This window comes from Pseudoalteromonas sp. MQS005, assembly GCF_001661605.1.
Classification (GTDB): domain Bacteria; phylum Pseudomonadota; class Gammaproteobacteria; order Enterobacterales; family Alteromonadaceae; genus Pseudoalteromonas; species Pseudoalteromonas tetraodonis.
Map to the genome: position 1 here is coordinate 20,184 of NZ_LYRQ01000029.1, position 22,006 is coordinate 42,189.

24 protein-coding genes are annotated in these 22,006 nt (G+C 40.7%); 15 read left to right on the forward strand and 9 right to left on the reverse strand.

Translation table 11 applies throughout. The features are described 5' to 3' along the window. Window positions 1-4: 4 nt before the first annotated feature. From A9479_RS11310 to A9479_RS11330, 5 genes are read right to left on the reverse strand one after another with little or no spacing between them, the layout of a single operon-like run. Complete coding sequence (locus A9479_RS11310; protein ID WP_064663474.1) at window positions 5-1,156, reverse strand: murein transglycosylase domain-containing protein; 1,152 nt, start codon at window positions 1,154-1,156, stop codon at window positions 5-7. Window positions 1,157-1,182: 26 nt separating this feature from the next. Beyond that, complete coding sequence (locus tag A9479_RS11315) at window positions 1,183-1,683, reverse strand: DUF1543 domain-containing protein (protein ID WP_064663475.1); 501 nt, start codon at window positions 1,681-1,683, stop codon at window positions 1,183-1,185. 24 nt (window positions 1,684-1,707) lie between these two features. Further along, the gene (locus A9479_RS11320; protein ID WP_013465725.1) at window positions 1,708-3,057 is read right to left on the reverse strand and encodes a sigma 54-interacting transcriptional regulator; all 1,350 of its coding nucleotides are present in this window, start codon (window positions 3,055-3,057) and stop codon (window positions 1,708-1,710) included. 2 nt (window positions 3,058-3,059) lie between these two features. Then, window positions 3,060-3,593: a hypothetical protein gene (locus A9479_RS11325; protein WP_033102858.1), complete on the reverse strand. Its 534-nt coding sequence runs from the start codon at window positions 3,591-3,593 to the stop codon at window positions 3,060-3,062. A gap of 1 nt (window position 3,594) precedes the next feature. Then, window positions 3,595-5,049 carry a HAMP domain-containing sensor histidine kinase gene (locus A9479_RS11330; RefSeq protein ID WP_064663476.1) on the reverse strand — a complete coding sequence of 485 codons (1,455 nt, stop codon included), beginning with the start codon at window positions 5,047-5,049 and terminating at the stop codon, window positions 3,595-3,597. A gap of 296 nt (window positions 5,050-5,345) precedes the next feature. Here A9479_RS11330 and A9479_RS11335 point away from each other — a divergent pair, with 296 nt between their 5' ends. The 5 genes from A9479_RS11335 (at window position 5,346) to A9479_RS11355 (ending at window position 8,354) form a co-directional block, all read left to right on the forward strand. Then, entirely contained in the window at window positions 5,346-5,579 is a 234-nt protein-coding gene (locus A9479_RS11335; protein WP_064663477.1) for a cag pathogenicity island protein Cag25, read from the forward strand. Window positions 5,580-5,591: 12 nt separating this feature from the next. Beyond that, window positions 5,592-5,819 (forward strand): hypothetical protein, encoded by a 228-nt coding sequence (locus A9479_RS11340; protein WP_013465729.1) that lies wholly within the window; start codon window positions 5,592-5,594, stop codon window positions 5,817-5,819. 156 nt (window positions 5,820-5,975) lie between these two features. Further along, entirely contained in the window at window positions 5,976-6,212 is a 237-nt protein-coding gene (locus A9479_RS11345) for an EF-hand domain-containing protein (RefSeq protein ID WP_016900452.1), read from the forward strand. Between the two features lie 8 nt (window positions 6,213-6,220). Continuing rightward, complete coding sequence (locus A9479_RS11350; protein ID WP_016900453.1) at window positions 6,221-6,457, forward strand: calcium-binding protein; 237 nt, start codon at window positions 6,221-6,223, stop codon at window positions 6,455-6,457. Window positions 6,458-6,665: 208 nt separating this feature from the next. Continuing rightward, window positions 6,666-8,354, forward strand: coding sequence for an amidohydrolase (locus A9479_RS11355; RefSeq protein ID WP_064663478.1), 1,689 nt, complete (start codon window positions 6,666-6,668; stop codon window positions 8,352-8,354). Window positions 8,355-8,381: 27 nt separating this feature from the next. On the opposite strand, the gene A9479_RS11360 is transcribed toward A9479_RS11355, so the two are convergent. Continuing rightward, the gene (locus tag A9479_RS11360) at window positions 8,382-8,618 is read right to left on the reverse strand and encodes a YgjV family protein (RefSeq protein ID WP_024602364.1); all 237 of its coding nucleotides are present in this window, start codon (window positions 8,616-8,618) and stop codon (window positions 8,382-8,384) included. A gap of 278 nt (window positions 8,619-8,896) precedes the next feature. On the opposite strand from A9479_RS11360, the gene A9479_RS11365 reads away from it, so the two are divergent. Continuing rightward, entirely contained in the window at window positions 8,897-9,553 is a 657-nt protein-coding gene (locus A9479_RS11365) for a Crp/Fnr family transcriptional regulator (RefSeq protein WP_013465733.1), read from the forward strand. 49 nt (window positions 9,554-9,602) lie between these two features. On the opposite strand, the gene A9479_RS11370 is transcribed toward A9479_RS11365, so the two are convergent. Further along, the gene (locus A9479_RS11370) at window positions 9,603-10,169 is read right to left on the reverse strand and encodes a phosphoribosyltransferase (protein WP_008111161.1); all 567 of its coding nucleotides are present in this window, start codon (window positions 10,167-10,169) and stop codon (window positions 9,603-9,605) included. A 175-nt stretch (window positions 10,170-10,344) separates the two neighbouring features. Continuing rightward, window positions 10,345-11,643: an aminopeptidase PepB gene (gene pepB / locus A9479_RS11375; protein ID WP_064663479.1), complete on the reverse strand. Its 1,299-nt coding sequence runs from the start codon at window positions 11,641-11,643 to the stop codon at window positions 10,345-10,347. A gap of 269 nt (window positions 11,644-11,912) precedes the next feature. Between pepB and sfsA the strand changes: the two genes are divergently transcribed. Further along, entirely contained in the window at window positions 11,913-12,632 is a 720-nt protein-coding gene (gene sfsA, locus A9479_RS11380; protein WP_064663480.1) for a DNA/RNA nuclease SfsA, read from the forward strand. Between the two features lie 42 nt (window positions 12,633-12,674). Here the strand turns inward: sfsA and A9479_RS11385 are convergent, their stop codons facing one another. Continuing rightward, complete coding sequence (locus A9479_RS11385) at window positions 12,675-15,224, reverse strand: penicillin acylase family protein (RefSeq protein WP_064663481.1); 2,550 nt, start codon at window positions 15,222-15,224, stop codon at window positions 12,675-12,677. Window positions 15,225-15,368: 144 nt separating this feature from the next. Here A9479_RS11385 and A9479_RS11390 point away from each other — a divergent pair, with 144 nt between their 5' ends. The 8 genes from A9479_RS11390 (at window position 15,369) to A9479_RS11425 (ending at window position 21,964) form a co-directional block, all read left to right on the forward strand. Then, window positions 15,369-16,352, forward strand: coding sequence for an AraC family transcriptional regulator (locus A9479_RS11390; RefSeq protein WP_064663482.1), 984 nt, complete (start codon window positions 15,369-15,371; stop codon window positions 16,350-16,352). A 222-nt stretch (window positions 16,353-16,574) separates the two neighbouring features. Next, window positions 16,575-17,018: an RNA polymerase-binding protein DksA gene (gene dksA, locus A9479_RS11395; protein WP_013465738.1), complete on the forward strand. Its 444-nt coding sequence runs from the start codon at window positions 16,575-16,577 to the stop codon at window positions 17,016-17,018. Between the two features lie 13 nt (window positions 17,019-17,031). Continuing rightward, a complete protein-coding gene (gene gluQRS, locus A9479_RS11400; protein ID WP_064663483.1) occupies window positions 17,032-17,928 on the forward strand; it encodes a tRNA glutamyl-Q(34) synthetase GluQRS in 897 nt (298 codons plus the stop codon). Between the two features lie 305 nt (window positions 17,929-18,233). Then, window positions 18,234-19,532: a polynucleotide adenylyltransferase PcnB gene (pcnB, locus tag A9479_RS11405; protein WP_024602358.1), complete on the forward strand. Its 1,299-nt coding sequence runs from the start codon at window positions 18,234-18,236 to the stop codon at window positions 19,530-19,532. Window positions 19,533-19,535: 3 nt separating this feature from the next. Further along, on the forward strand, window positions 19,536-20,021 hold the full coding sequence (folK, locus tag A9479_RS11410; protein ID WP_016900471.1) for a 2-amino-4-hydroxy-6-hydroxymethyldihydropteridine diphosphokinase: 486 nt from the start codon (window positions 19,536-19,538) through the stop codon (window positions 20,019-20,021). A gap of 30 nt (window positions 20,022-20,051) precedes the next feature. After that, window positions 20,052-20,846, forward strand: a complete 795-nt coding sequence (gene panB, locus A9479_RS11415; protein ID WP_016900473.1) for a 3-methyl-2-oxobutanoate hydroxymethyltransferase — start codon at window positions 20,052-20,054, stop codon at window positions 20,844-20,846. Beyond that, the gene (panC, locus tag A9479_RS11420; RefSeq protein WP_064663484.1) at window positions 20,846-21,694 is read left to right on the forward strand and encodes a pantoate--beta-alanine ligase; all 849 of its coding nucleotides are present in this window, start codon (window positions 20,846-20,848) and stop codon (window positions 21,692-21,694) included. Before panB ends, panC begins: the two co-directional genes overlap by 1 nt. Before the next feature lie 30 nt (window positions 21,695-21,724). Continuing rightward, entirely contained in the window at window positions 21,725-21,964 is a 240-nt protein-coding gene (locus A9479_RS11425; protein WP_013465744.1) for a hypothetical protein, read from the forward strand. Window positions 21,965-22,006: the final 42 nt, after the last annotated feature.

Here is a 22,006-nt window from a genome sequence, read left to right on the forward strand (position 1 = left end):
TAAGTTACTGATAGTTTTTTTCTGCTTTAGTGACTTTATATAGGTAGCGTCTTGATTCCGCACGTGAGTGCTTAGTGGTGAGAATGTTATAAAATTGGCTTGAAGTAAGCTGATTTATTTGTGAAAACGCCACACTTCTATTTTTATTAAATATACGCAATACATTACCCGCCCCACCGTTATAAGACGAGATCATGGCAAAGTGCTTACTTTTATCGGTATTAATTTTATGTAAGTAATTATTTTTTAAAATACTTAAATACGCGCTGCCAATATCAATATTATGTTTTGGATTAAACAACACCGCTTTGGTTGGCTGCCCAGGTACTTTTTTAATTTTTTGATACACATCCCGCCCGGCAGTTGCGGGGATCACTTGCATTAATCCATATGCATTTGATGAGCTCACCGCATGTGGATTAAAGCTACTTTCGGTTTCAATAATGGCATAAATAAGCGCTGCCGATATTTGATATTTTTTCGCAGCCGCCAATACATAATCACTGTACTTTTGCTTTCTTAAATGGGTGTTTTGCTCGACTAAATCAAAACTAACCGACGAAATAACATGTCCATATTGTCGTTGCTTTTTTAAGTTATTATTTACTAAATAACGCGCAAATCGATTAGCACGCCAGCTATATTTTATTGGTAACTTATCTTGGTCGAGTACTTGTTGGTATAAAAACGGCTCACCTTCTAAAATGGGCGCTTCGCTGGTAAAAATATCGGTTTTATCGGGATCGCTAGAGGTCAGTAAGGTCATAACAATAGCCTGCTGTAACAAGCTTATTGTATTTTTTAAAGCGATGGTTTCTACTTTTACAGTGCCTTGCTCAAAATCAATAATGGCACGAGCTTGGTAATCATTGCTGTATTTGACGTATATTTTTGCACTAGGCTGTTGCGTATTTTGCTTACCCCACTTGCGCCCAACAACGCTTTCTAATGCGGCTAAAAGCTGTTTTACGCTACCAACCTGCGCTTTAATAGAGCGGTGTGTTTTTTGAGCTTGCTTGTGAATTGCAACCACATTGGTCGGGTCGTTTTTTACTTGCTTTACCAGTTTATTTAAATCAACAACGGGCGGTAAACCCGACAGTGATTTACAGCCACTTAAGCCAACTAGCAAAAGTATAAACGCATACTTTTTCACACAATATCCAAACAAATGCTTAGCAACTATAATACATGATAACCGAACCAGTCCGGTTTAATTGGTTGCGCTTGGCCGCTTGGGGTTAGCTTAATATTAAGCTGACTATCGAGTAAATCAATCGCAAAGCAGTCATCAACATCATATAAATCATCTTTATGAAGATGACCCAGCCCTGCTAATAAGTCATTTTTAGCGCGTTGTTTCGCTTCTTCACTACTACTGGCAACATACAAAGCAAAGTCGTGTTGCTCTGCCATTGAGTCGCTTCTGTAAGCACCTAAGTTAACAAAATAAAGTTGCTTATTTTGCTCTACATAACTATCAACCACCTCGATTTTATAACCATCAATATGATTAACCGCCATGTAGCTATCCATGTGTACACTGTTTTTATCACCCACCCATTGGCTTTTTAGTTTGGTATAGGTTTGCTCAATATTTTGGCCTACCACAAAACGTACGTCGTGCATTTCTATGTGACAACCTTGAATGCGTCCACCTAAATACACCATGAATAACTGCATGCTCACTTCCTTTTAAAAACCAAATTAAATTAAACTATCTACGTCAATCTCATGCTTTTTAATCAACTTATAAAAATCAGAACGATTACGCTTGGCAAGTTTGGCGCCTTCTGCCACATTGCCCCCTGCCATTTTCAGGGTATTAATTACATAGTCTCGTTCAAATTCTTTTTTAGCTTCATTAAGTGATAATGGCTCAACGTTACTTTCATTACTGTTTAGCGCACTAAGCACTAAATGTTCAGATATAACCTCACTAGGAGTCAACGCAACCACCTGCTCCACTACATTTTGTAATTGACGTATATTCCCTGGCCAATCATACCTTACTAGGGCATGCATGGCATCGTTTGCAAAGCGCTTTTCTTTTTGCTCCATACGCTTTGCGATGTTGGCACTAAAAAAGTTGGCTAATAAGCTAATATCTTCACGGCGTTCACACAGCGGGGGCAACTTTAAGTTTACGACGTTTAACCGGTAGTATAAATCTTCTCTAAACTGTTGATTACTTATCGCTTCAGGCAGGTTTTTGTGGGTTGCAGAAACAATTCGCACATTAATAGGAATTTCTTCTTGAAAGCCCACTGGGCGAATGGTTTTTTCTTGCAGCACACGCAACAACTTAACTTGTAAATTAAGCGGCATATCACCAATTTCGTCTAAAAATAAGGTACCGCCTTGCGCTTGCTGAAATAGGCCTTGGTGATCTTTTACAGCTCCTGTAAATGCCCCTTTTTTGTGACCAAATAGCTCTGATTCTAATAGCTCACCAGGCACGGCCCCACAGTTTATTGCCACAAATGGACCATCACTAACATGGCTATGCTGATGAATCGCCTGCGCAAGCAACTCTTTACCGGTACCGCTGGCACCAGAAATAAGCACGTTAACTTGTGTAGGCCCTAATAGTTTAACTTGCTCCAGCAAATGCAGCATAGCGCCACTGCGGGTGACAATATTACTTTGCGGCGCGACTTCATCATTATTAACCCCATGTATCTCAATGGCTTTGGCTAGGCTGTCAAACAGCTCATCTTTATCAACGGGTTTTGTGATAAAGGCAAAAATACCTTGCTTGGTGGCCTCTACCGCATCAGGGATAGATCCATGAGCCGTCATCATAATAACAGGCAACGCAGGGTAGCGGTTTTGCAACTGTCGGTGCAGCGCCATGCCGTCCATTTCATCCATTCTTAAATCGGTGATCACCGCATCAAACACTTGGTTTTTAAGTAGTTGTAATGCGTTCATACCACTATCACAGGTCGTTACTTCATAACCCTTTGATTGAATTCGAATCGCCAGTAATTGCAGCAAGCTGGCATCATCATCAACGAGTAAAACTTTAGCACTTGATGGAAGTGTGACTGACATAGTTACTGCTCCTTGGTTTCTTCACGTAATAAAAGTTGCTGTTCAATTGCGGCTAATGACGACAAGGTTTTTTGCATTTTGGCGTTCAATGCTTGCTGTTGTTTTTTTGCATCTATTTGCATTAATACGTGCTGTTTTTGCAGCCATAAATAGTGCTTTATATCATCGGGCCAATAGTACGCCTGATCCAGCTTAAGTAATTGACTCATCACAGTATTGGGGTCACTACTAAGCTTTAAACATGCTGTACTAAAAAACGCTTTCAGTGCTTGCTCCCCTAAGTAGGTTTCATTGCTAGGCGCTAATTTAAAACCACCGCACTGATTGGCATGCCAAGCAATAACTTGCGCTGCAGAGGGATATATTGGCTCTGATTTTGGCCGAGGTTTGGGGTTTGGCTGATTCGTTTTGCTATCTGGCTGAGAGGGTACATTTAATGCTGATTCACCCTGTGTTTGAGTGTTTGTTATTTCACACCCAGATAAAAAAACAAGACTGCTGGTTAGCCATACAATAGCCATTAAACGCGCAGACATATTATTTAACTCCTTTATTTTTATAGGGGATGACAATGTTAAATCGACAGCCTTGCGGCTCATTATGCTCAATTTTTAGTTGCCCATGTAACTGTTCAACTGACTCTTTGACTATAGTAAGACCTAAACCACTGCCTTGTAAGCTAATCTCTTTGGTATGTTTACCTTGATAAAACGCCCCAAAAACATGCTCTCTTTCATGCTCTTTAATGCCACAGCCCTCATCTGCTACCTGCATATTTAGGCCGTTATTTTCTAGACTCAAGCTAATAGTAACGACTTGGTTTGGCTGAGAAAACTTTAAGCCATTGGAAATTAACTGAATTAAAATCATTTCAATTAACTCCCGTGGCAAACTAAGAGAAATATTAGGTAAACTATTGTGCCAAATAAGCGATTGTTCTCGCGCATTTAAGCGGTGCTCAAAGTGGTTATTTACCTTTTTTATTAGCTGATTAAATTCCACTTCACTGACGTTGTCTTTACTGGTGCGAATGGCGTTATAACTCAATAAACTGTCTATCATAGTACGTAACCTCACCATCGATTGACTGATCAGCCCAAGTACCGCTTTTTGCTCGTTATTGATGGGGCCAACGATTTCATCGGCTAGTAATTCAGTGCCCTCAACCATAGAAGCCAAAGGGGTTTTTAATTCGTGAGTAACGTGGCGTAAAAATGTATCTTTTTGTTGTTCTAACATATGCAGCTGCGCTTGCACCCACTGCAACTTGTTACCTAACTCTATGAGTTCAGCTGATCCCTGCACCGATATTTTTTGCTGCCAATCTCCTTGGCCTAATTTATCAATCACTGAGGTTAAGCTTTTTAAACGCCCGCTTATACGCCACAAAAACCCGCCACCAACAAGTAGCGTTAAAGGCGTAAGTGCAACCAACCAGTTTATAAAGGAAGCTTGTAAATTTGTGAGCCTAATTTGGTTTTGAGTGATTTTTGCTTCATTTTCCTCACGTAACCACAATGTTAGCTCCGCTAGTATTTCGCTGATTGGCACAAATAATTCAGCTTGTTGACGCGCTTCAACCACAAGTTGAGTATGTGCCGTTTGCAAAGTATCCGTTAGCCGTTGCCATTGGTGTGTATTTGCTTGGTTATTTGAAAGCTGTTTTAGCTCATTGATGTTTTGCAATGATGATTGCCATTTATCTACGATTAGCTTATCGAGTGAGTCGCTCTTTAATACCCAGTTTTGCCTAGTTGCCCTTTCTAAACTATTAAGCTCTTGCTTAAGCACATTAAACGACTTAGTTACTTGGTAATTATTACTCACAATTTGCTGAGTGACCGCTAATTGCTTATTTAATACATTTAAAAACACAATAACCACTATAGATAAGGGCAACAGCGACAACAGCATGCTCATTACAAATTGGCCAATTAAATTGGGGCGCCAATTTATCAATGCTTTATATTTTTCAGCCATGACTGCGGGCATACAAAAGTCCTTTACTATTTTTAAACGTTCTATTATTAAGCGCTCAACTTATACACTCGCTGAACCATCAAGGATAAAAACCCCTGCTGTCTCTAAATAGCGACAAGTTAAGCAATTGATTTAAAAAATTTTAAACGCTTATAACTGCAAAATTGTTGCATAAAACACACAGTTACTTGTAAAAATTACGCACCAATCATCACAAAAAAACATAACTCACTGATTATTAATAAAAATAAATATTGGCATCATTTTTGTTACGAGAACATTAATATTAATCTAAAAAGAGCCAAGGAATGTTCAAAAACAATTTACAGAACGCTGTACTTATCGGTTTGTGCCTAACCAGTACTCATTTATTCGCCCTTGATGTAGATGCTGAATTTAATCGTTTAGACAAAGACAGTAATGGCACATTAAGTGAAGCTGAAGCAGGTGAAGATGCTTTATTACATGAGAACTTTGCACAGATAGACACCGATGAAAACGGACTCATATCTCTAAACGAATTTAAGCTGTTTATAAAATAAAGGAGTACATTCATGAAACAACTAATTGGTGCTTTTTCACTCCTATTTTTAGCTATTAGTGCCACCGCACTGGCATCGCCATTAAATGTACGTTTTATGCATTTAGATAAAAATATGGATGACCAAATATCGCTTATTGAGGCAAAGCAAGATAAACAATTACTTAAGCAGTTTGCCGATTTAGACAAAGATAATAACGAGATGATTTCTAAAAAAGAATTCCAAAACTTTAAACCTTAAGTTTAGATTCAAGTTTAATCTATTAGTATAGAGTTAAAAGCACTTGCCATAATCCCTGAGGGAGTGTGTAAACGGATTTAATGTTGGGATTTAAATTATGGCAAGTGCTTTATTTCATTATTGCCAGCAATTAAAATATGCCTTGGAACGCCAACCATGAAAATACAGCTTCTCCTTATTGGTGCTTTACTATTTGTTAGCCATAGTGCCTGTGCACTTGACGTAAAGCAACGCTTTGAACATCTAGACACCAACAACGACGGGTATTTAACCCATAGTGAGCTTGCTGCTCAGCCTCAGCTATTAAACTCATTTTCAAATTGGGATGAAAATCAAGACAACAGAATTTCTTTAACTGAGTTTAAAAACTATCTAACCACCAATTTGTACTGAGTATTTAGATGAAACCTATCCGCCATATTATTTTACTAACGCTTACTGTTGTTAGCTGCATGAGCTTTGCGACAAATAGCTATATTGCCTCAGAATTTGAAAAACTTGACCGTAATCAAGATGGCTTTTTAACTCGTTCGGAAACTGCCAGTGATCCTGCTTTATGGTCACGCTTTGGCAGCTACGACCGTGACAAAGACGCACAATTGTCATTAAGTGAATATAGTTTGTACGCCAGTAAATAAATAGCTCCCTCAAATAAAGCCTAGTTAATTAGGCTTTATTTGAGAAGATTAAACAAATTCTTTCCTGTTAACACGCAACCTATCCTACCCTGAATTTGCTTACTCTAGCTAAAAGCTGGGCTTATTCGACTATTAATAAATTATGCTATTGGTATTCTAAATTTGAGTTTGCTACTGTGATAGTACAAATAATAACAACATACCTCTTATGCGACTCAATAAATTAATTAAACCGGTATTACTAGCAAGCCTCTGCGCCTTATCTAGTGTGGCAATTGCACAAACGAAAGTAATATATAATGCCAATGGCTACACCCCTTTATACAAAGGAAAAATGCGCCACGGCGAAGTAAATACATTTACAACCTTAGTCATAAAAGATGGCAAAGTTGTAAAAACAGGTCCTGACAGCTTAAAAAATAGCTTCCCGGGCGCAACCCTAATTGACGCCAATGGAAAAACCTTATTACCAGGGCTCATTGATGCCCACGGACACGTAATTGGCCTGGGTGAAAACTTGTCACAGCTGGATGTGCGCGGCGCAAAATCGGTAGATGAAATAACCGCTAAGCTCAACGAATTTGCCAAAGGCAAAGAAGGTTGGATTATTGGTCGGGGCTGGAACCAAGAGCTATGGTCCGACACGCGTTTCCCTACCGCTGCTGATTTAGACAAAGTCGTCAGCGACCGCCCTGTTATTTTATCGCGAGTAGATAGCCATGCTATTTGGGTTAATTCAAAAGCACTAGAACTTGCCAATATTAATGCTGACACACCAGCCCCAGCAGGTGGAGAAATTATAAAAGACGAGTTTGGCAAACCAACCGGTATTTTTATAGATAAAGCAGAAACATTGGTTACTCAACATATGCCTGCAACATCTGCGCAATCGGTTAGCAATGCATTAGATGCCGCAGGTAAACATTTATTAAGCTTAGGCATTACCTCAACCCACGATGCAGGTATTGATAAAACCACGTGGCAAGTTTATAAACAGCGCGCTGAGTTAGGTACATTACCGCTTAGAATTGTAGCGATGTTAAGTGCAGCAAGCCCAGATTTAAACATGATGCTTAAAGCGGGTCGGTATCAAGATGCTCAAGATTTTTTATCTATTCGCAGTGTAAAAATTTACGCTGACGGTGCCTTAGGGTCACGCGGTGCCGCGCTTATTGAAGAATACGCAGACAGAGCAAACCACTTTGGCCTAATGCTTGAAACCCAACAAAAGCTAGAACAATTATTTACACTCACTTTTAAAAGCGGGTTTAGTGCAAATACCCACGCCATTGGCGATAGAGCAAATAAAATTGTGCTCGATGCCTATCAAAATGTATTTAAGCAAACCGGTGGTATACTACTGCGTAATCGCATGGAGCATGCACAAATCGTCTCGCCGGAGGATATTCCGCGCTTTAAAACCCTGAAAATAATTCCATCAATGCAACCTGTGCATGCTACATCTGACATGCATATGGCAGAGCAGCGTTTAACCGATAAACAACTCCAAGGCGCATACGCTTGGCAAACATTCTTAGAGCAGGGGTCGACTATTGCAGCGGGTTCTGATTACCCTGTCGAGCTGGCGAACCCGTTTGATGGCTTATATTCTGCCATTACACGTATGGATCATAATCAATTGCCTGAAAATGGTTGGCGCGCCAGTGAAGTGTTAAGCAGAGAAGATGCATTACGTGCGTTTACCCTTGGCGGCGCGTATGCAGCGCATCAAGAGTTTAAGCTAGGGAGTTTAGAGCAAGGTAAATGGGCTGACTTTATACTGGTTGATCAAGACTACTTTAAAGTCCCCATTGAGCAGCTATACAAAACTCAGGTGCTGCAAACGTGGATTGCGGGCACGTTACGCTACGAAAAAGACGCCACAAAAGCTGAATAATTAAAAACAAAAAAGGGTTAACTTGCGTTAACCCTTTTTTGTATCAACTTTTGACTGACGATATAGCTTAATAATGTGATAAATATTGACCAAAGCCAACAAGCCGTTGGTAAAAGCCACCGGCACTGAGCCTATAGCCGCACCGTAAAAAGTAAACGCAATACAGCCCAATAAATTAAACCAACGTAGTTTGGTTACATCAGTCATGGTTAATGATATGACTAATAAGACGGATGCTAAATAACCTAAATATTCCCAACTCAATTGTTCTCTCCTAGGCTTTAGGTTAGTATTACGCGTTAAATTTTAGTACATTATTAAGCTACGCTACGCAGTAGTTAAAATAAAAAAGCTAACTTACCAATAAAACCTTAAAATATACTGGTAAATACCACAATTTTTAATCATTACACGGAAGAATGAAGGTCATTTAACGCTATTAATTATCTTAACGGCGTGGGCAAGTTAGCATAAATTCTTAATCTTAATGCTATCGTCATTAAGGTGTAATAAATAGGACAATTGTCCGAAGAGCATGATTGATGTTTCAATACCATTTTTCCAGTTACCTTGTTGATCAACTGCTGACGTTTGCCGGCAGTAGTTTTCAGCAATCAAAAAAAGAAATATTAATACAGCAAGACCAGCCGTTAACTAAGTTGGTATTAGTGCGAAGTGGAACTGTATCGTTTAGTTACGATGTAGGTAATGGCAGGCGCCTGCTACTTGGCCAACTCGACTGTAACAATACCCTAATTGGCGAAATTGAAGCACTTAATAATAACCCCTGCATTTACACGGTAACCTGCTTTAGTGATGTCACGTATAACTTGATTGAATTAAAACATTGGCGCGCATTATTGCTCGATAAACCCGAGCTAAGCTTATATACGGCGCAAACGATTGCGGCTAAGTTTCAAGAAAATCAAAAAATTAATTTAGATAAGCTGTTACTGCCGTTGAGCTACAATATTGCCAAAGATTGCTTATTACGTGCAGAGAATAACAATCCCACCTTGTTACGTGCTTACCCTACGGTAAATGCAGAAGCTGAGCGCTTTGCAACCACTGAGCGTGCATACAGGCGTGTAGTGAGTGAGTTAGTAGAGAAAAACTTAGTGCAAAGAAGCACACAAGGACTACAAGCTGTCGATATTCCTAAATTAAGTGACTATGTAGATAGCTTTGCACAGCTTTAAAGACAATAAAAAAGGCCATTAAGGCCTTTTTTATTGAGCAAAATCACATTTACTTTTCAAGTAAAATATCGTGGATTTTAGCTAAATCAGATTTACCTTCAATAATTTCATCCGGCGTTAAACCTGATAATTCATGCGGGAATACTAACCATTCTTCAGATTCATGAATGTAGTAATCAGGCACTGTATCAACTTTTGAATTTTTTGGCTTGTAGTATGGACAAGCAATACGAATATCACGTGGTAAGTTTAAACGCATTAGCTCAGAGAGCTTCTCTTTTAACGCTACAATACTACGACCTGAGTCAAAAACATCGTCAACAATCAATAAAGAGTCACCTGCATTTGCGTTTTCAACTATGTAGTGTAAACCATGTACTTTGATTTCTTTTGATTGCTTACCAATACCGTAATAAGACGAGGTACGAACCGCAATGTGATCCGTTTCTATGCCTTTGTAATCATAATATTCCTGAACCGCAATCCCAATTGGAGCACCACCGCGCCATATACCAATAATAAAATCTGGACGAAAGCCATCTTTATACACTTGTGCCGCTACGCGGAATGAATCTTCAAGTAATTGTTGAGCCGTGATATAGCACTTTTCTGACATAGTAAGGATCCCAGTGGTATGTATAATATTTGAGCGAGGTTTAAATAAAAATAGATGCCCAAACACGTAATGGCGAAGGATTTTACCGTAAATAAAACAAAATTGCTTGTTTGGCGGATAAAAAAATAGGCACCCTAAGGTACCTATTTTTTAACTAATGCGTAATCTCAGTAGATTATGCCTTTTCAAGTAGGGTACGTGCTACGGTGCGCATACCTTGTGTAGTTGCACCTGAAGCCCATTGACTTGTGCTACCACCCATATTAAATGCAGCAGCTAAATCGATGTGTACCCAGCCTTTGCCATCGTTTGGCACAAAGCGAGATAAGAAACCAGCGGCGTTAGATGCACCACCGAAACCACCGCCTTTTTGGGCGCGGCTATTTGCTGTATCCGCATACGGCGATGGGCAGTTTTGTTGATGCCATTTTTCAAGTGGTAATGGCCATGCGGCTTCCATTTCTTGTGACGCAAAGTCTTCCACTTCACGCACTAGCTCTTTATCAAGGGCAAACAATGCGTTGTACTCTTGACCAACAGCAACAAGGGCGGCACCAGTAAGGGTTGCCGCATCAATAATAAGTGGAGCGCCTGTCTCGCCTGCGGCCATTAAGCCATCAGCCAATACTAAACGCCCTTCAGCATCAGTATTTACAATTTCAACGGTTGTGCCATTTTTGTAAGTAAGAATGTCACCTAGTTTGTATGCATTACCCGAAATTAAGTTCTCTGCACAACATAAAAACAACTTAATACGCTTTTCTACGCCACGGCTAATTGCCAGTGCCAAACCTGCGGTTACCGTTGCTGCACCACCCATGTCGCACTTCATACCCAACATACCTTCGCTTGGTTTAATTGAGTAACCACCTGAGTCAAACGTAATACCTTTACCAACAAGTGCTGCGCTTACCGGTGCGTTCTCATCGCCAGTTGGGTTGTAATCAAGCTCAAGTAATACTGGCGGACGCTCACTACCACGACCAACGGCATGAATACCAATCCACTGCTGTTCTAATAGCGCATCGCCTTTTATTATTTGATAGCTAACATGCTCTGGTGCAAGTGATTGAATAAATTCAGCGGCTTTTTCAGCTAAGCTTTCTGGGTAAATGTCATTGGCGGTACCATTGATCATTTCGCGCGCCCACGTTGCCGATGCTTTTAAATCAGCGAGTTCTTTAAGATCAGATTGTGCGTTATCAACAAACTCAACACCGTTTAGTACTTTTGGTGATACAAAGCCTTGGTAAAAAGCCCATTGGCTCTCTGTGCACCATACATCACCTTCAAGAACAACATTTTTAATGCCTTGATTTGCAATTGTACGACCCGCTTTTTGCACATTTTTTAATGTTTCTTGCTCAGATAAATGAACCGTTGCGCCGTGTTCGTTAAAAGATAATGACGCACTTTCGCCCCAATGCCCTGGTGCCAACTGCTCGCTTAATTGAACAACAAATTTTTCACTCATGTTAGAATATCCTTGCACTTAAATGTGCGGTTGAGTTTACTATAGAGCGCTTAAGTTCCCAACTGCTTGAGGTGAATAACCTCAACCGGCCTGTAAACCTCAATTTTACTTACCCTAAACTCGGGTTAATAAGTTTGCTAACATATTGAGCTATAAAAATATTTAAGTTTATTATCTCTAGAAAAAATGAACTCAACGCAGTTAGCGCTAAAACAACTACTTGAAATAAACTTATTATCCAGTGCTCAGGTTACATAAGGAAGTCATAAATGAAATACACCCCGTCATTACAATCTGCCACTTTATTAAAGCGTTACAAACGCTTTTTAGCTGATTTAGAGCTCAGTGATGGCACTACTTTTACCGCTCACTGTGCTAATACGGGTAAGATGACGGGCTGTGCCGATGTCGGTTTTACTGCCTTTTATTCCACCAGCAGTAATACCAAGCGAAAGTACCCGCAGTCATTAGAGCTGACGCAAAATAATGTATCACAGCTTATTTGTGTAAATACCGCTATCGCCAATAAAGTAGTCGAAGAAGCACTTAATAATGAGGTTATTGATGAGCTTACAGGCTATCAACACATACAAAGTGAAGTGAAGTATGGCAGTGAAAACAGCCGCATCGACTTTTTACTTACCCACAGCAGCAAAGCCAATTGCTATGTTGAAGTTAAATCAGTCACGCTGCTGAGCGAAGATCGTCCACAAAGTGGTCAAGGCTACTTCCCTGACGCCCAAACTCTTCGTGGGCAAAAGCATATTCGTGAATTAATCGACATGGTAAAACAAGGGCATCGAGCGGTATTACTATTTGCAGTGCTGCACCAAGGCATCACACAAGTCAGTGCTGCGGTGCATATTGACCCAACCTATGCAGAATTGCTTAGCGAGGCCATTGAGCAAGGCGTAGAAGTATTAGCTTATAAAGCACACATTTCAGCGAGTGAAGTTACTTTAATTGAAAAAGTGCCGTTTATTGACTAGGTAAACAGCGCGCCAGCATTCGTACTGGCGCTCAAAGTGTGCTTACTCTTTACTCATTGATAAATCCATTTCATTAATTAAATTTAGATTAATATCTGCATCTTTAAATAAGATGGGTCTTAATACTGGCGTATTTGAGTAAAAACGCGATTGATCATCAAAATGTTCTGAGCTTGAATCTGAACTCTGCGACATAGTCAGTAATCCTTTTGCCACAGGACCATCATCGGTAAAGTTCATCACAAACATCCAGCTCGATCCGTAATTAACAGGGTAACCACTGGCTGTTAAATTTGACGCTAACGGTTTACCTGTGATCGCATCATCCAATGTTTGATGATCGATATATGGGATCACCGTAGAAAATGAACGACTGCTACTGCGATCAAAACGATACACATTAAAGCCTCCTTCCACACTCATTGGCCCACTCCAAGGAAGTTGCTCGCCTGAAGCAATGCCGCCTGCTAGCGTTTTTTCAACAAATTGCAGCTCACCTAAAGTACTGTTTAATGCCACGCCATTGCTTTGTAAATTAAGCACTGCATGCGCTAATGCCATTAACGCAGAGCCATCGGCAAGTAAGGTATTTGGCGTATTTGCAGGGTTGGTCACATCAAAATTATCATATAAGTATTCATCATCATTAAATAAGTGAGCAAACTCTCTGATTAACGCAGCACCTTGTGTATCAAGGTTCATAGCGCCATTCCAGTCCTCTAACACGGCACAGGCAGCTGTTAGGTCAATACTTGCTCCATTAGTTAGTGTAACCGGTGTTGCGCCACGCGCTTTACACTGGGCAACTAAATCATCAAATACTAATTCACCTAAATAGATACGATTGCCTACTAGCGCATTTTCAAGTTCAGCCAAATCAAACTTACTGTCTTCACCGCCTCCCTCTTTTATGAGCTTCAAACCCATACGGGTACGCAATGATAATGGCTGATGAACATCGCCATATTGCGCAGCAAAGCCCACAAGAGGTTGTTCAAGATTAGTAACCCAATAGCTGTCATTTGAGTTTTGTACGTAGTCAGTGCGACTTAGTTGGGGAGCTTGTTCAAAAGGCACAACGCCTTGCGGTTCAAATAGTTTTAAGTTACCAGGTACTAAATCAAAGCCCGTCGATTCTCTAAGTGCAACCAATTCAGGTTGCAAACGAATTGCCATATTTGCGGTATCACCCAGTTTCAAAACGGTGCTGTCATCAACAAAAAAGACATTACCTTCTTTATCGCTGGCCATGGTGTTATTAAAAGAGACGCCATCGTATTTAGCAAACGAGGCCTTCATCTCTTCTAAGCTGGTTGCTTGATTAATAGCTGACCACTGAGCAACCACATCCATATTAAATTCATTGGCATCTTTGATGGTAAATGCTTGGCTGTCGTTCCACCCTAAACCATTTGCGGCAGGTGTTTCAATCATTAAACCATGGTGGCTATAGTAAAACGGTTTGCTAAGTGTAATTGTGGTCCCTGGTGCCACAGTTACCTCAACGTTAATTGTTTTTGAAGTAATTTCATAATTATCACCTTCAACGCTGTAACCCACGCGATCATTTTCATTTAGTGCTAGCTGATAAATTAAAAAATGACGTGCTGTAGAAAAAGTATGGGTCCAAGCTATGTGCTCATTAAAACCAATATTGATCACTCCTGGCATCCCTTGCAAACTGCCCCCCATTACATTCATAGCGTTGGGAATGGTTAGGTGTGATTGCCAAAAGCGTAAATTGCCCTCGTGAGGAAAATGAGGATTTGCTAATAGACCACCTTTACCATTGGCCATCATATCTTTACCAAGCCCCCAACCATTTGACCCTAAGTGATCAAATTTTTTCTCTAGCTTAAATTGCTTTGCTCGCTGATTAATATTGCCTACTATTGAAGACACAGCACTTGGCTGCTCTGACGTAGGCATTGGCAGATACTCATTCGCATCACCCGGGTTTGCTAAAAAAGCGAGCTCTAAAAAGTTAGCCGAGCTGGCTAGCTGCACTGTAGCCATAGAGTACGCCAACATATCTTGTGCTGTTAAACTGGTAACCCAAGGTGCAGAGGCACACTCCGGCGCTAAATTATCAACCCCCGTATCAGTAACGTATTTATTAAAGCCTTGCACAAACCCTTCAAAGTGCGCTCGGCTGTTCTCTTCTAATTGATCATAATTGGCTTGAGCATATTCATTCACACCCAAGGCTTTATAACCAAAGTCAGAAATTAAATGCGTTGAGTCGCCACTGCCTGGTACTTTATCTGGACCATAGTATTTCGAGCGTTCACCGCGCACTTTAATAATTTGATCCATTAATAGACACGCATGATCTTTAGCATAAGCATAACCACTACCAAACGCTAAGCTCTCTAAGTTATCAGCAGTGATATGCGGCACACCGAAGGTAGTCCAACGGATATTCGCATCAAGTTTATTATCGTCATCAAATGCAATTATTGGCGCGCTTGTCTCTGGAACGGGATCAGGCACCACGACAATTGGTGGTGCAACGTTATTGTCATTGTCTTCGCTACAACCAATTAAAAGTAGGCTACTGGCGATACAAAGTGAGAGTAAATGGGGCTTCATTGTGGTGTTCCTTGTCATTATTATTGTTTAACTTTACAACCATGCCGTAAATACTTATTAAAATCTTGACCTCAAACGCACAAAATTGACTTTGCGCGCCAGTTAGGGCAGCTTAAACTTTAACCGTCTAGAAAAGGATATTTTATGTATTTTGTAAGTAGCCAAATTATTCGTTCTTTAACTAGTTACTTAGCTTCTCAAGGTCTGAATAAAGAACACTTACTTAATAATATTACTCAAGGAGGGCAGCAACTTAATAACAGTCGCTATAAATACCCGCTTGCTGATTACGAACAGCTCATGGCCATTGGCGCAAAACACTTAAATAGGAACACAGTAGGATTAGAGTTTGGTCAAGCGCTTAATGCGCAAAACTGGGGATTACTTGGGCATATTGCTTTAGTGAGTGACTCTTTATTAAGCGCATTACAACATGCTTTAAAGCTGCATACCTTAGTTAGAAACATTGGCACTATTAGCCTACATCATCACCCACAACACAGCAGCCTAGAATGGCACCCCAAAACACCAGTCACACACTTCATGGCAGATGAGCTTTTTAGTAGCTGGCTTGCTTTTGCTCAACAATGTTGTGAATGGCAAGCCCCGTTGATGCTCAGCCAAGTAAAATTAATGCGCCCACAACCGCCCATCAATGAAGTTAAACAGTATCAAAGTGTATTTAACTGTCCTATTGAGTTTAATAGCACAACAAATAGCATGATCTTTGATAGCCAATTACTACACTGCCCACTAAAAGGCGCTAATAACGAGCTAGAAACTTTATTAGCCGCACAGGCTATTAACTACAACCACGAAGCTCAGTATATTAGTCAGCTCAAAGCGCTAATAACACAACACCTGCCAGAGCGTTTAAGTGTTCAGCAAGCTGCTCAGGCATTAGCGCTATCAACTCGCAGCCTACAGCGTTACTTAAAACAACAACACACCAGCTACAGCAAAATTATTGACGAAATATGCAAACAACAAGCCCTTATATTACTAAAACAAGGACTCAGTTCGTTAAACATTGCCACTGCGCTGGGCTTTTCTGAACAAAGCGCTTTTCAGCGTGCTTTTAAACGCTGGTATTGTATTACGCCTAAAAAATACTTAACCGAAAAGTAAAAGATAAGTTGTTTTTATTATTTTTGCCCACATAACAACGCCAGTTTATAAACCGATACTGTAATAAAAAAGTATAAACACTGCTTTTGCTACTTTTATATGGGTAAACAGGGTTGAAGCTAATTCGATTATTTAAAAATAAATTTGCCTAGGGTATGAGTTTCTGTTATTTATACCGCCGGCTAATGCTGAGGCATTAAATTAAGGATTTAGGAGAGAGTTATGCCAGACCAAAAAAGACATGGTTTATTGGCTCAAGCCGGTTTAGAACCATACCAAGAAAAACCGGGTGAAGAGTACATGAATGAAGCACAACGTGCTCATTTTAAAACAATTTTAGAAACTTGGCGTAATGATTTACGGAACGAAGTTGATCGTACTAAGTCACACATGCAAGACGAAGCAGCTAACTTTCCTGATCCCGTTGACCGCGCAGCACAAGAAGAAGAGTTCTCATTAGAGCTTCGTACTCGTGACCGCGAACGCAAATTAATTAAGAAAATTGAAAAAACAATCAACTTAATTAAAGAAGACGAGTTTGGTTTTTGTGAGTCTTGTGGCATTGAAATTGGCATTCGTCGTTTAGAAGCACGTCCTACTGCCGATTTATGCGTAGACTGTAAAACACTTGCCGAAATTAAAGAAAAGCAAGCTGGACGCGGCTAATTAAGTTATAGCCATGTCTTCTACAGCCGTTACCGCGCAAGTATCTGACTATCGCGGCCGATTTGCACCGTCTCCTTCGGGGCCGTTACATTTTGGCTCACTTGTGGCGGCTGTAGGTAGCTACCTAGATGCAAAAGTTAACCAAGGGAAATGGTTAGTACGCATTGAGGATATAGACACCACTCGCGTTGTTAAAGGCGCAGCCACCGATATCCTAAATACCTTAGGCGCCTACTGCCTTAATTGGGATGAAAACGTTGTGTATCAAACACAGCGTCTTACTATTTATCAAGATGCAGTAAACTCACTGTCAAAACAACACCTTATTTATGCCTGCCAATGCTCTCGTAAGCAAATAAAAGCGCTAGGTGGAATTTATCAAGGGCAATGTAAACATAGCCAACTCAGTGAACAGGGTCATGCCCTTCGCTTAACTCAATGCCATGCAACCGTGACTTATAACGACCTTATTCAGGGGCGTATTGACGTTGACCCTGCTCTGGCCCATGAAGATTACATTATAAAACGTAGCGACGGTTTATTTGCCTATCAACTGGTGGTGGTTATTGATGACATTGAGCAAGGGATCAATCGAATTGTACGAGGCGCTGATCTACTTGAACCTACCGCCCGTCAAATAAGTCTGTTTAAGCAACTTAATAACCCTATTCCAGAATTTGCTCATTTACCTTTAGCGGTAGCAAAACCCGGATTTAAACTCTCTAAACAAAATTACGCCCCCGCTATTTGCAAACAAAATCCCAAACCGACTTTGATAGCGGTATTTAACTTTTTAGGTTTGCCAACCCACGACCAACTTATGGATTTAACCACAGAGCAATTACTTGCTTGGGGCGTGGCACATTTTAACTTAAGCCGCGTTCCCACTACGCGTGAAATACAGATTTAACGCTCTTTCGCGGATTGGGTATAACAAATTCAAATAAAATCGTTAAAAATGGCTTAATTTCAGCACTGCAACTTAATTTTTCCACCTTGCTGGTATATGATAGCCGCCTAAATATATGCTAATTACATAAAACAGTAAGTACAGCTCTATGAGAAGGTACTTGTTGTCATTTTGATTGCAATGGCGAGTCAATCAACCGCTTCTCTAGGAGACAGACTATTATTTCCAAGCTTTTTCAATTTTGTCGACAAATTATCGGCCCGAATGCCAGTGCCGAAGATGTCGCAATCAGCAGTGAACCGTTGGTGATCCCTCGAGGTGAGCATGGTATTTCTCGCAAACAATTTAGCCCAAATGCAATCAAAGTACTCTATCGCCTAAAAGATGGTGGCTATGATGCCTACTTAGTTGGTGGTTGCATTCGCGATGTATTGTTAGGTCAACAACCCAAAGATTTTGATGTTGTAACCAATGCAACCCCTGAGCAAGTTAAAAAACTGTTTCGTAACTGCCGTTTAATTGGCCGCCGCTTTCGTTTAGCGCACATTGTTTTTGGTCGTGAGATTATTGAAGTGGCCACCATGCGCGGCCATCACGAAGCACAAGAAGACAAAAATCAAATTAGCCAATCAAGCGAACATGGGCAACTACTTCGCGACAACGTATTTGGCAGCATTGAAGAAGATGCCGAGCGTCGTGATTTTTCAATCAATGCCTTATATTACTCAATCAATGATTTTTGTATTTATGATTACGCCAATGGTTTAGCGGCCATAAAGGCAAAACAAATTGAGTTAATTGGCGACCCTGAAACACGCTATCGTGAAGACCCCGTGCGTATGCTTCGTGCAGTGCGCTTTGCTACTAAACTCGATATGCAAATAGCACCTGCAAGCGAAAAGCCAATAACCGCTCTAGCTAGCTTGCTTGATAACATTCCACCAGCACGTTTGTTTGAAGAAATACTCAAGCTGTTTTTAAACGGCAAAGCACAACAAAACTTTTTAATGCTGCGCAAATACGGGTTATTTAAATCGTTGTTCCCAGAACTTGACCGCATTTTGGATAAAAACCCAGGCGGGCTTGAAGAAACTTTCATCAAGCAAATGTTTGCAAACACTGACATCCGCATTAATGCAGAGAAAAAAGTCACCCCTGCGTTTGTATTTGCAGCGTTACTGTGGTTTCCATTGGTTGAACGTACTGAAAAAATTCGACGTCAAGAACAACTCTCTGAATACGATGCCTTTGCCCAAGCAATTAATAAAGTACTTAGTGAGAACGCTCAGCATATTGCAGTGCCAAAACGCTTTACGTTAGGCGCCCGTGATATTTGGCATATTCAACAACGTTTAGACAAACGTGCAGGCCAACGTGCCTATCGCTTAACACAGCAGCCTCGTTTTAAAGCCGCTTATGACTTTTTACTACTGCGTGTTGATGCCGGTGAAACTGAGCATACAGAGCTTGCACAGTGGTGGACACAGTACTTGAGTCAAGATATTAATGGCCAAAAAGAAATGGTGCGAGAGCTAGGTCATCAAGGTGGACCAAAACCACGTAAGCGTCCTCGTCGGCGCACCACTAAAAAACCAGCTGAGTAAATAATGCAACGTGTCTATTTAGGCTTAGGTGCCAACCTTAATACACCTAAAAAACAACTTGATGATGCTGTTGTTGCACTTAAAAACTTGCCTAACAGCGAGTTTATCGCTTGCTCACATTATTATGCGAGCAAGCCTATGGGGCCACAAGATCAACCCGATTATGTGAACGCGGTTGCCTGTATCAATACCTCGCTACAGCCAGAGCAGTTACTTGATTTAACGCAAGCCATAGAGCTGGAGCATGGTCGAGTCAGAAAAGCTGAGCGTTGGGGCGCACGCACACTGGATATTGATATTTTATTATTTGGTGAGCAGGTTATAAATACAAAACGTTTAACGGTGCCTCATTACGGATTAAACGAGAGAGAGTTTGTTGTTTACCCGCTGCAAGAAATTGCACCCGAACTTATTTTACCAAGCGGCGCATCTATCAAACAGATAGCAAATAACCTACCGCTTAACGACTTACAACAATTACCGCTGTAATTAACTAAGGCTTATGTCTGCGAGAATATTATGTCTAAAATAACCGTTTCAACTTTGAATAAAATGAAGGCTGAAAGTAATAAAATCACTGCGTTAACAGCTTATGATGCCAGTTTTGCTAAGTTATTTCATGAGAATGGCGTTGAAGTTGTTTTAGTCGGTGATTCTTTGGGAATGGTATTACAAGGTGGCGATGACACACTCGCTGTGACAAACCAAGAAATTGCGTACCATACTCGCTGTGTTCGCGCTGGAAGCCGTGACCTATTTGTTATTGCCGACCTACCGTTTATGACCTATGCAAATCCAAATGATGCGTGTAAAAATGCCGCAGAGTTGATGCGCGCAGGTGCTAATATGATCAAGCTTGAAGGTGGCGAATGGCTGCATGACAGCATTAAATCACTTACTCAGCAAGGTATTCCGGTGTGTGGGCATTTAGGGCTTACGCCGCAATCTGTGCACGTATTTGGTGGTTTTAAAATTCAAGGCCGTGAAGAAGCACAAGCACAAAAAATTATTGCCGATGCAAAAGCATTAGAGGCAGCGGGTGCTCAACTACTCGTGCTTGAGTGTATTCCAAGTGCCTTAGCAAAACGTATTACTGACTCATTAAGCATTCCGACTATAGGGATTGGTGCGGGCAATGTAACCGATGGCCAAATTTTGGTTATGCACGATTTAGTCGGTATTTCTGCAGGCTACATTCCTAAATTTTCAAAAAACTTTTTACTCGAAACAGGCAACATGCCTGCCGCTGTTAAAAAGTATTGTAACGATGTTAAAAGCGGCGTTTTTCCAAGCGCTGAACACGAGTTTAAATAATGCAGTCAATCACTGAAATTAAATCATTACGCAGTCAAATAAGAGCTTGGCGCCAAGCGGGTTTAAGTGTTGCACTAGTACCTACTATGGGTAACCTGCACCGCGGTCACTTTTCGTTGGTAGAAAAAGCAAAAACACTGGCCGACAAAGTCGTTGTTAGTGTTTTTGTTAACCCGATGCAATTTGGTGCTAACGAAGATCTAGACAATTATCCGCGTACCTTAGATGCCGATAAACAAGGTTTAGCCGATCTTGAAACGGATATTTTGTTTATCCCCAGTGTAGAGGCTATTTACCCAAATGGCTTAGGGGTGCAAAGTTTTGTTGATGTACCAGGTATTTCGATGGGCTATTGCGGCGGCTCACGTCCTGGTCATTTTAAAGGTGTAGCAACAGTTGTCACTAAACTATTTAACTTAGTCCAACCTGATTACGCCTGCTTTGGTGAAAAAGACTTTCAGCAGCTGCAAGTTGTTAAAACAATGGCTCGTGATTTGTCGATACCAGTAGAAATTATTGGTGTGCCAACGATGCGTGAAGTTAGCGGCCTTGCCATGAGCTCACGCAATGGGTATTTATCAAGTGATGAAAAGCAAACCGCTACGATTTTATTCAACACTTTAAATCACTGTGCGCAGCAACTAAAAAGCGGAAATAAAGCGTTTGCTACTCTTGAAGCTGATGCTAAAGCGACTTTAGAAAGCGCAGGGCTAAAACCAGATTATTTTTCGATAGCTCAACGAGATACATTAAAAGCTGCTACACTCGAAGATACACGATTTGTTATTTTAGCTGCCGCCTTTTTAGGAAGTGTTAGATTAATCGACAATATACAGGTTGAAGTTTAATACTGGTGTAGCCTCACTTTAAGGATAAGTATGAAAACTTTTATTAAAACCACTCTAGTGGCTTTTTCTTTTGCAGCATTGGCAGGGTGCCAAAGCCAAGCAGGTAATCCAGCACTTAACCAATGCGCTCAGCAAAGTTATCAATGCGAAACCAGCTGTGAACAACAAACAACCACCGATAGCCTTAAGTCACAGGTTTGCTCATCTAAATGCATCGAAGCGTATAATCAATGCAAAGTACAAGCTGAAAACTTAAGTAAAGCTGACTAATATCAATTGGCATAAATTGTAAACCAAAAAAACCGCTCATTT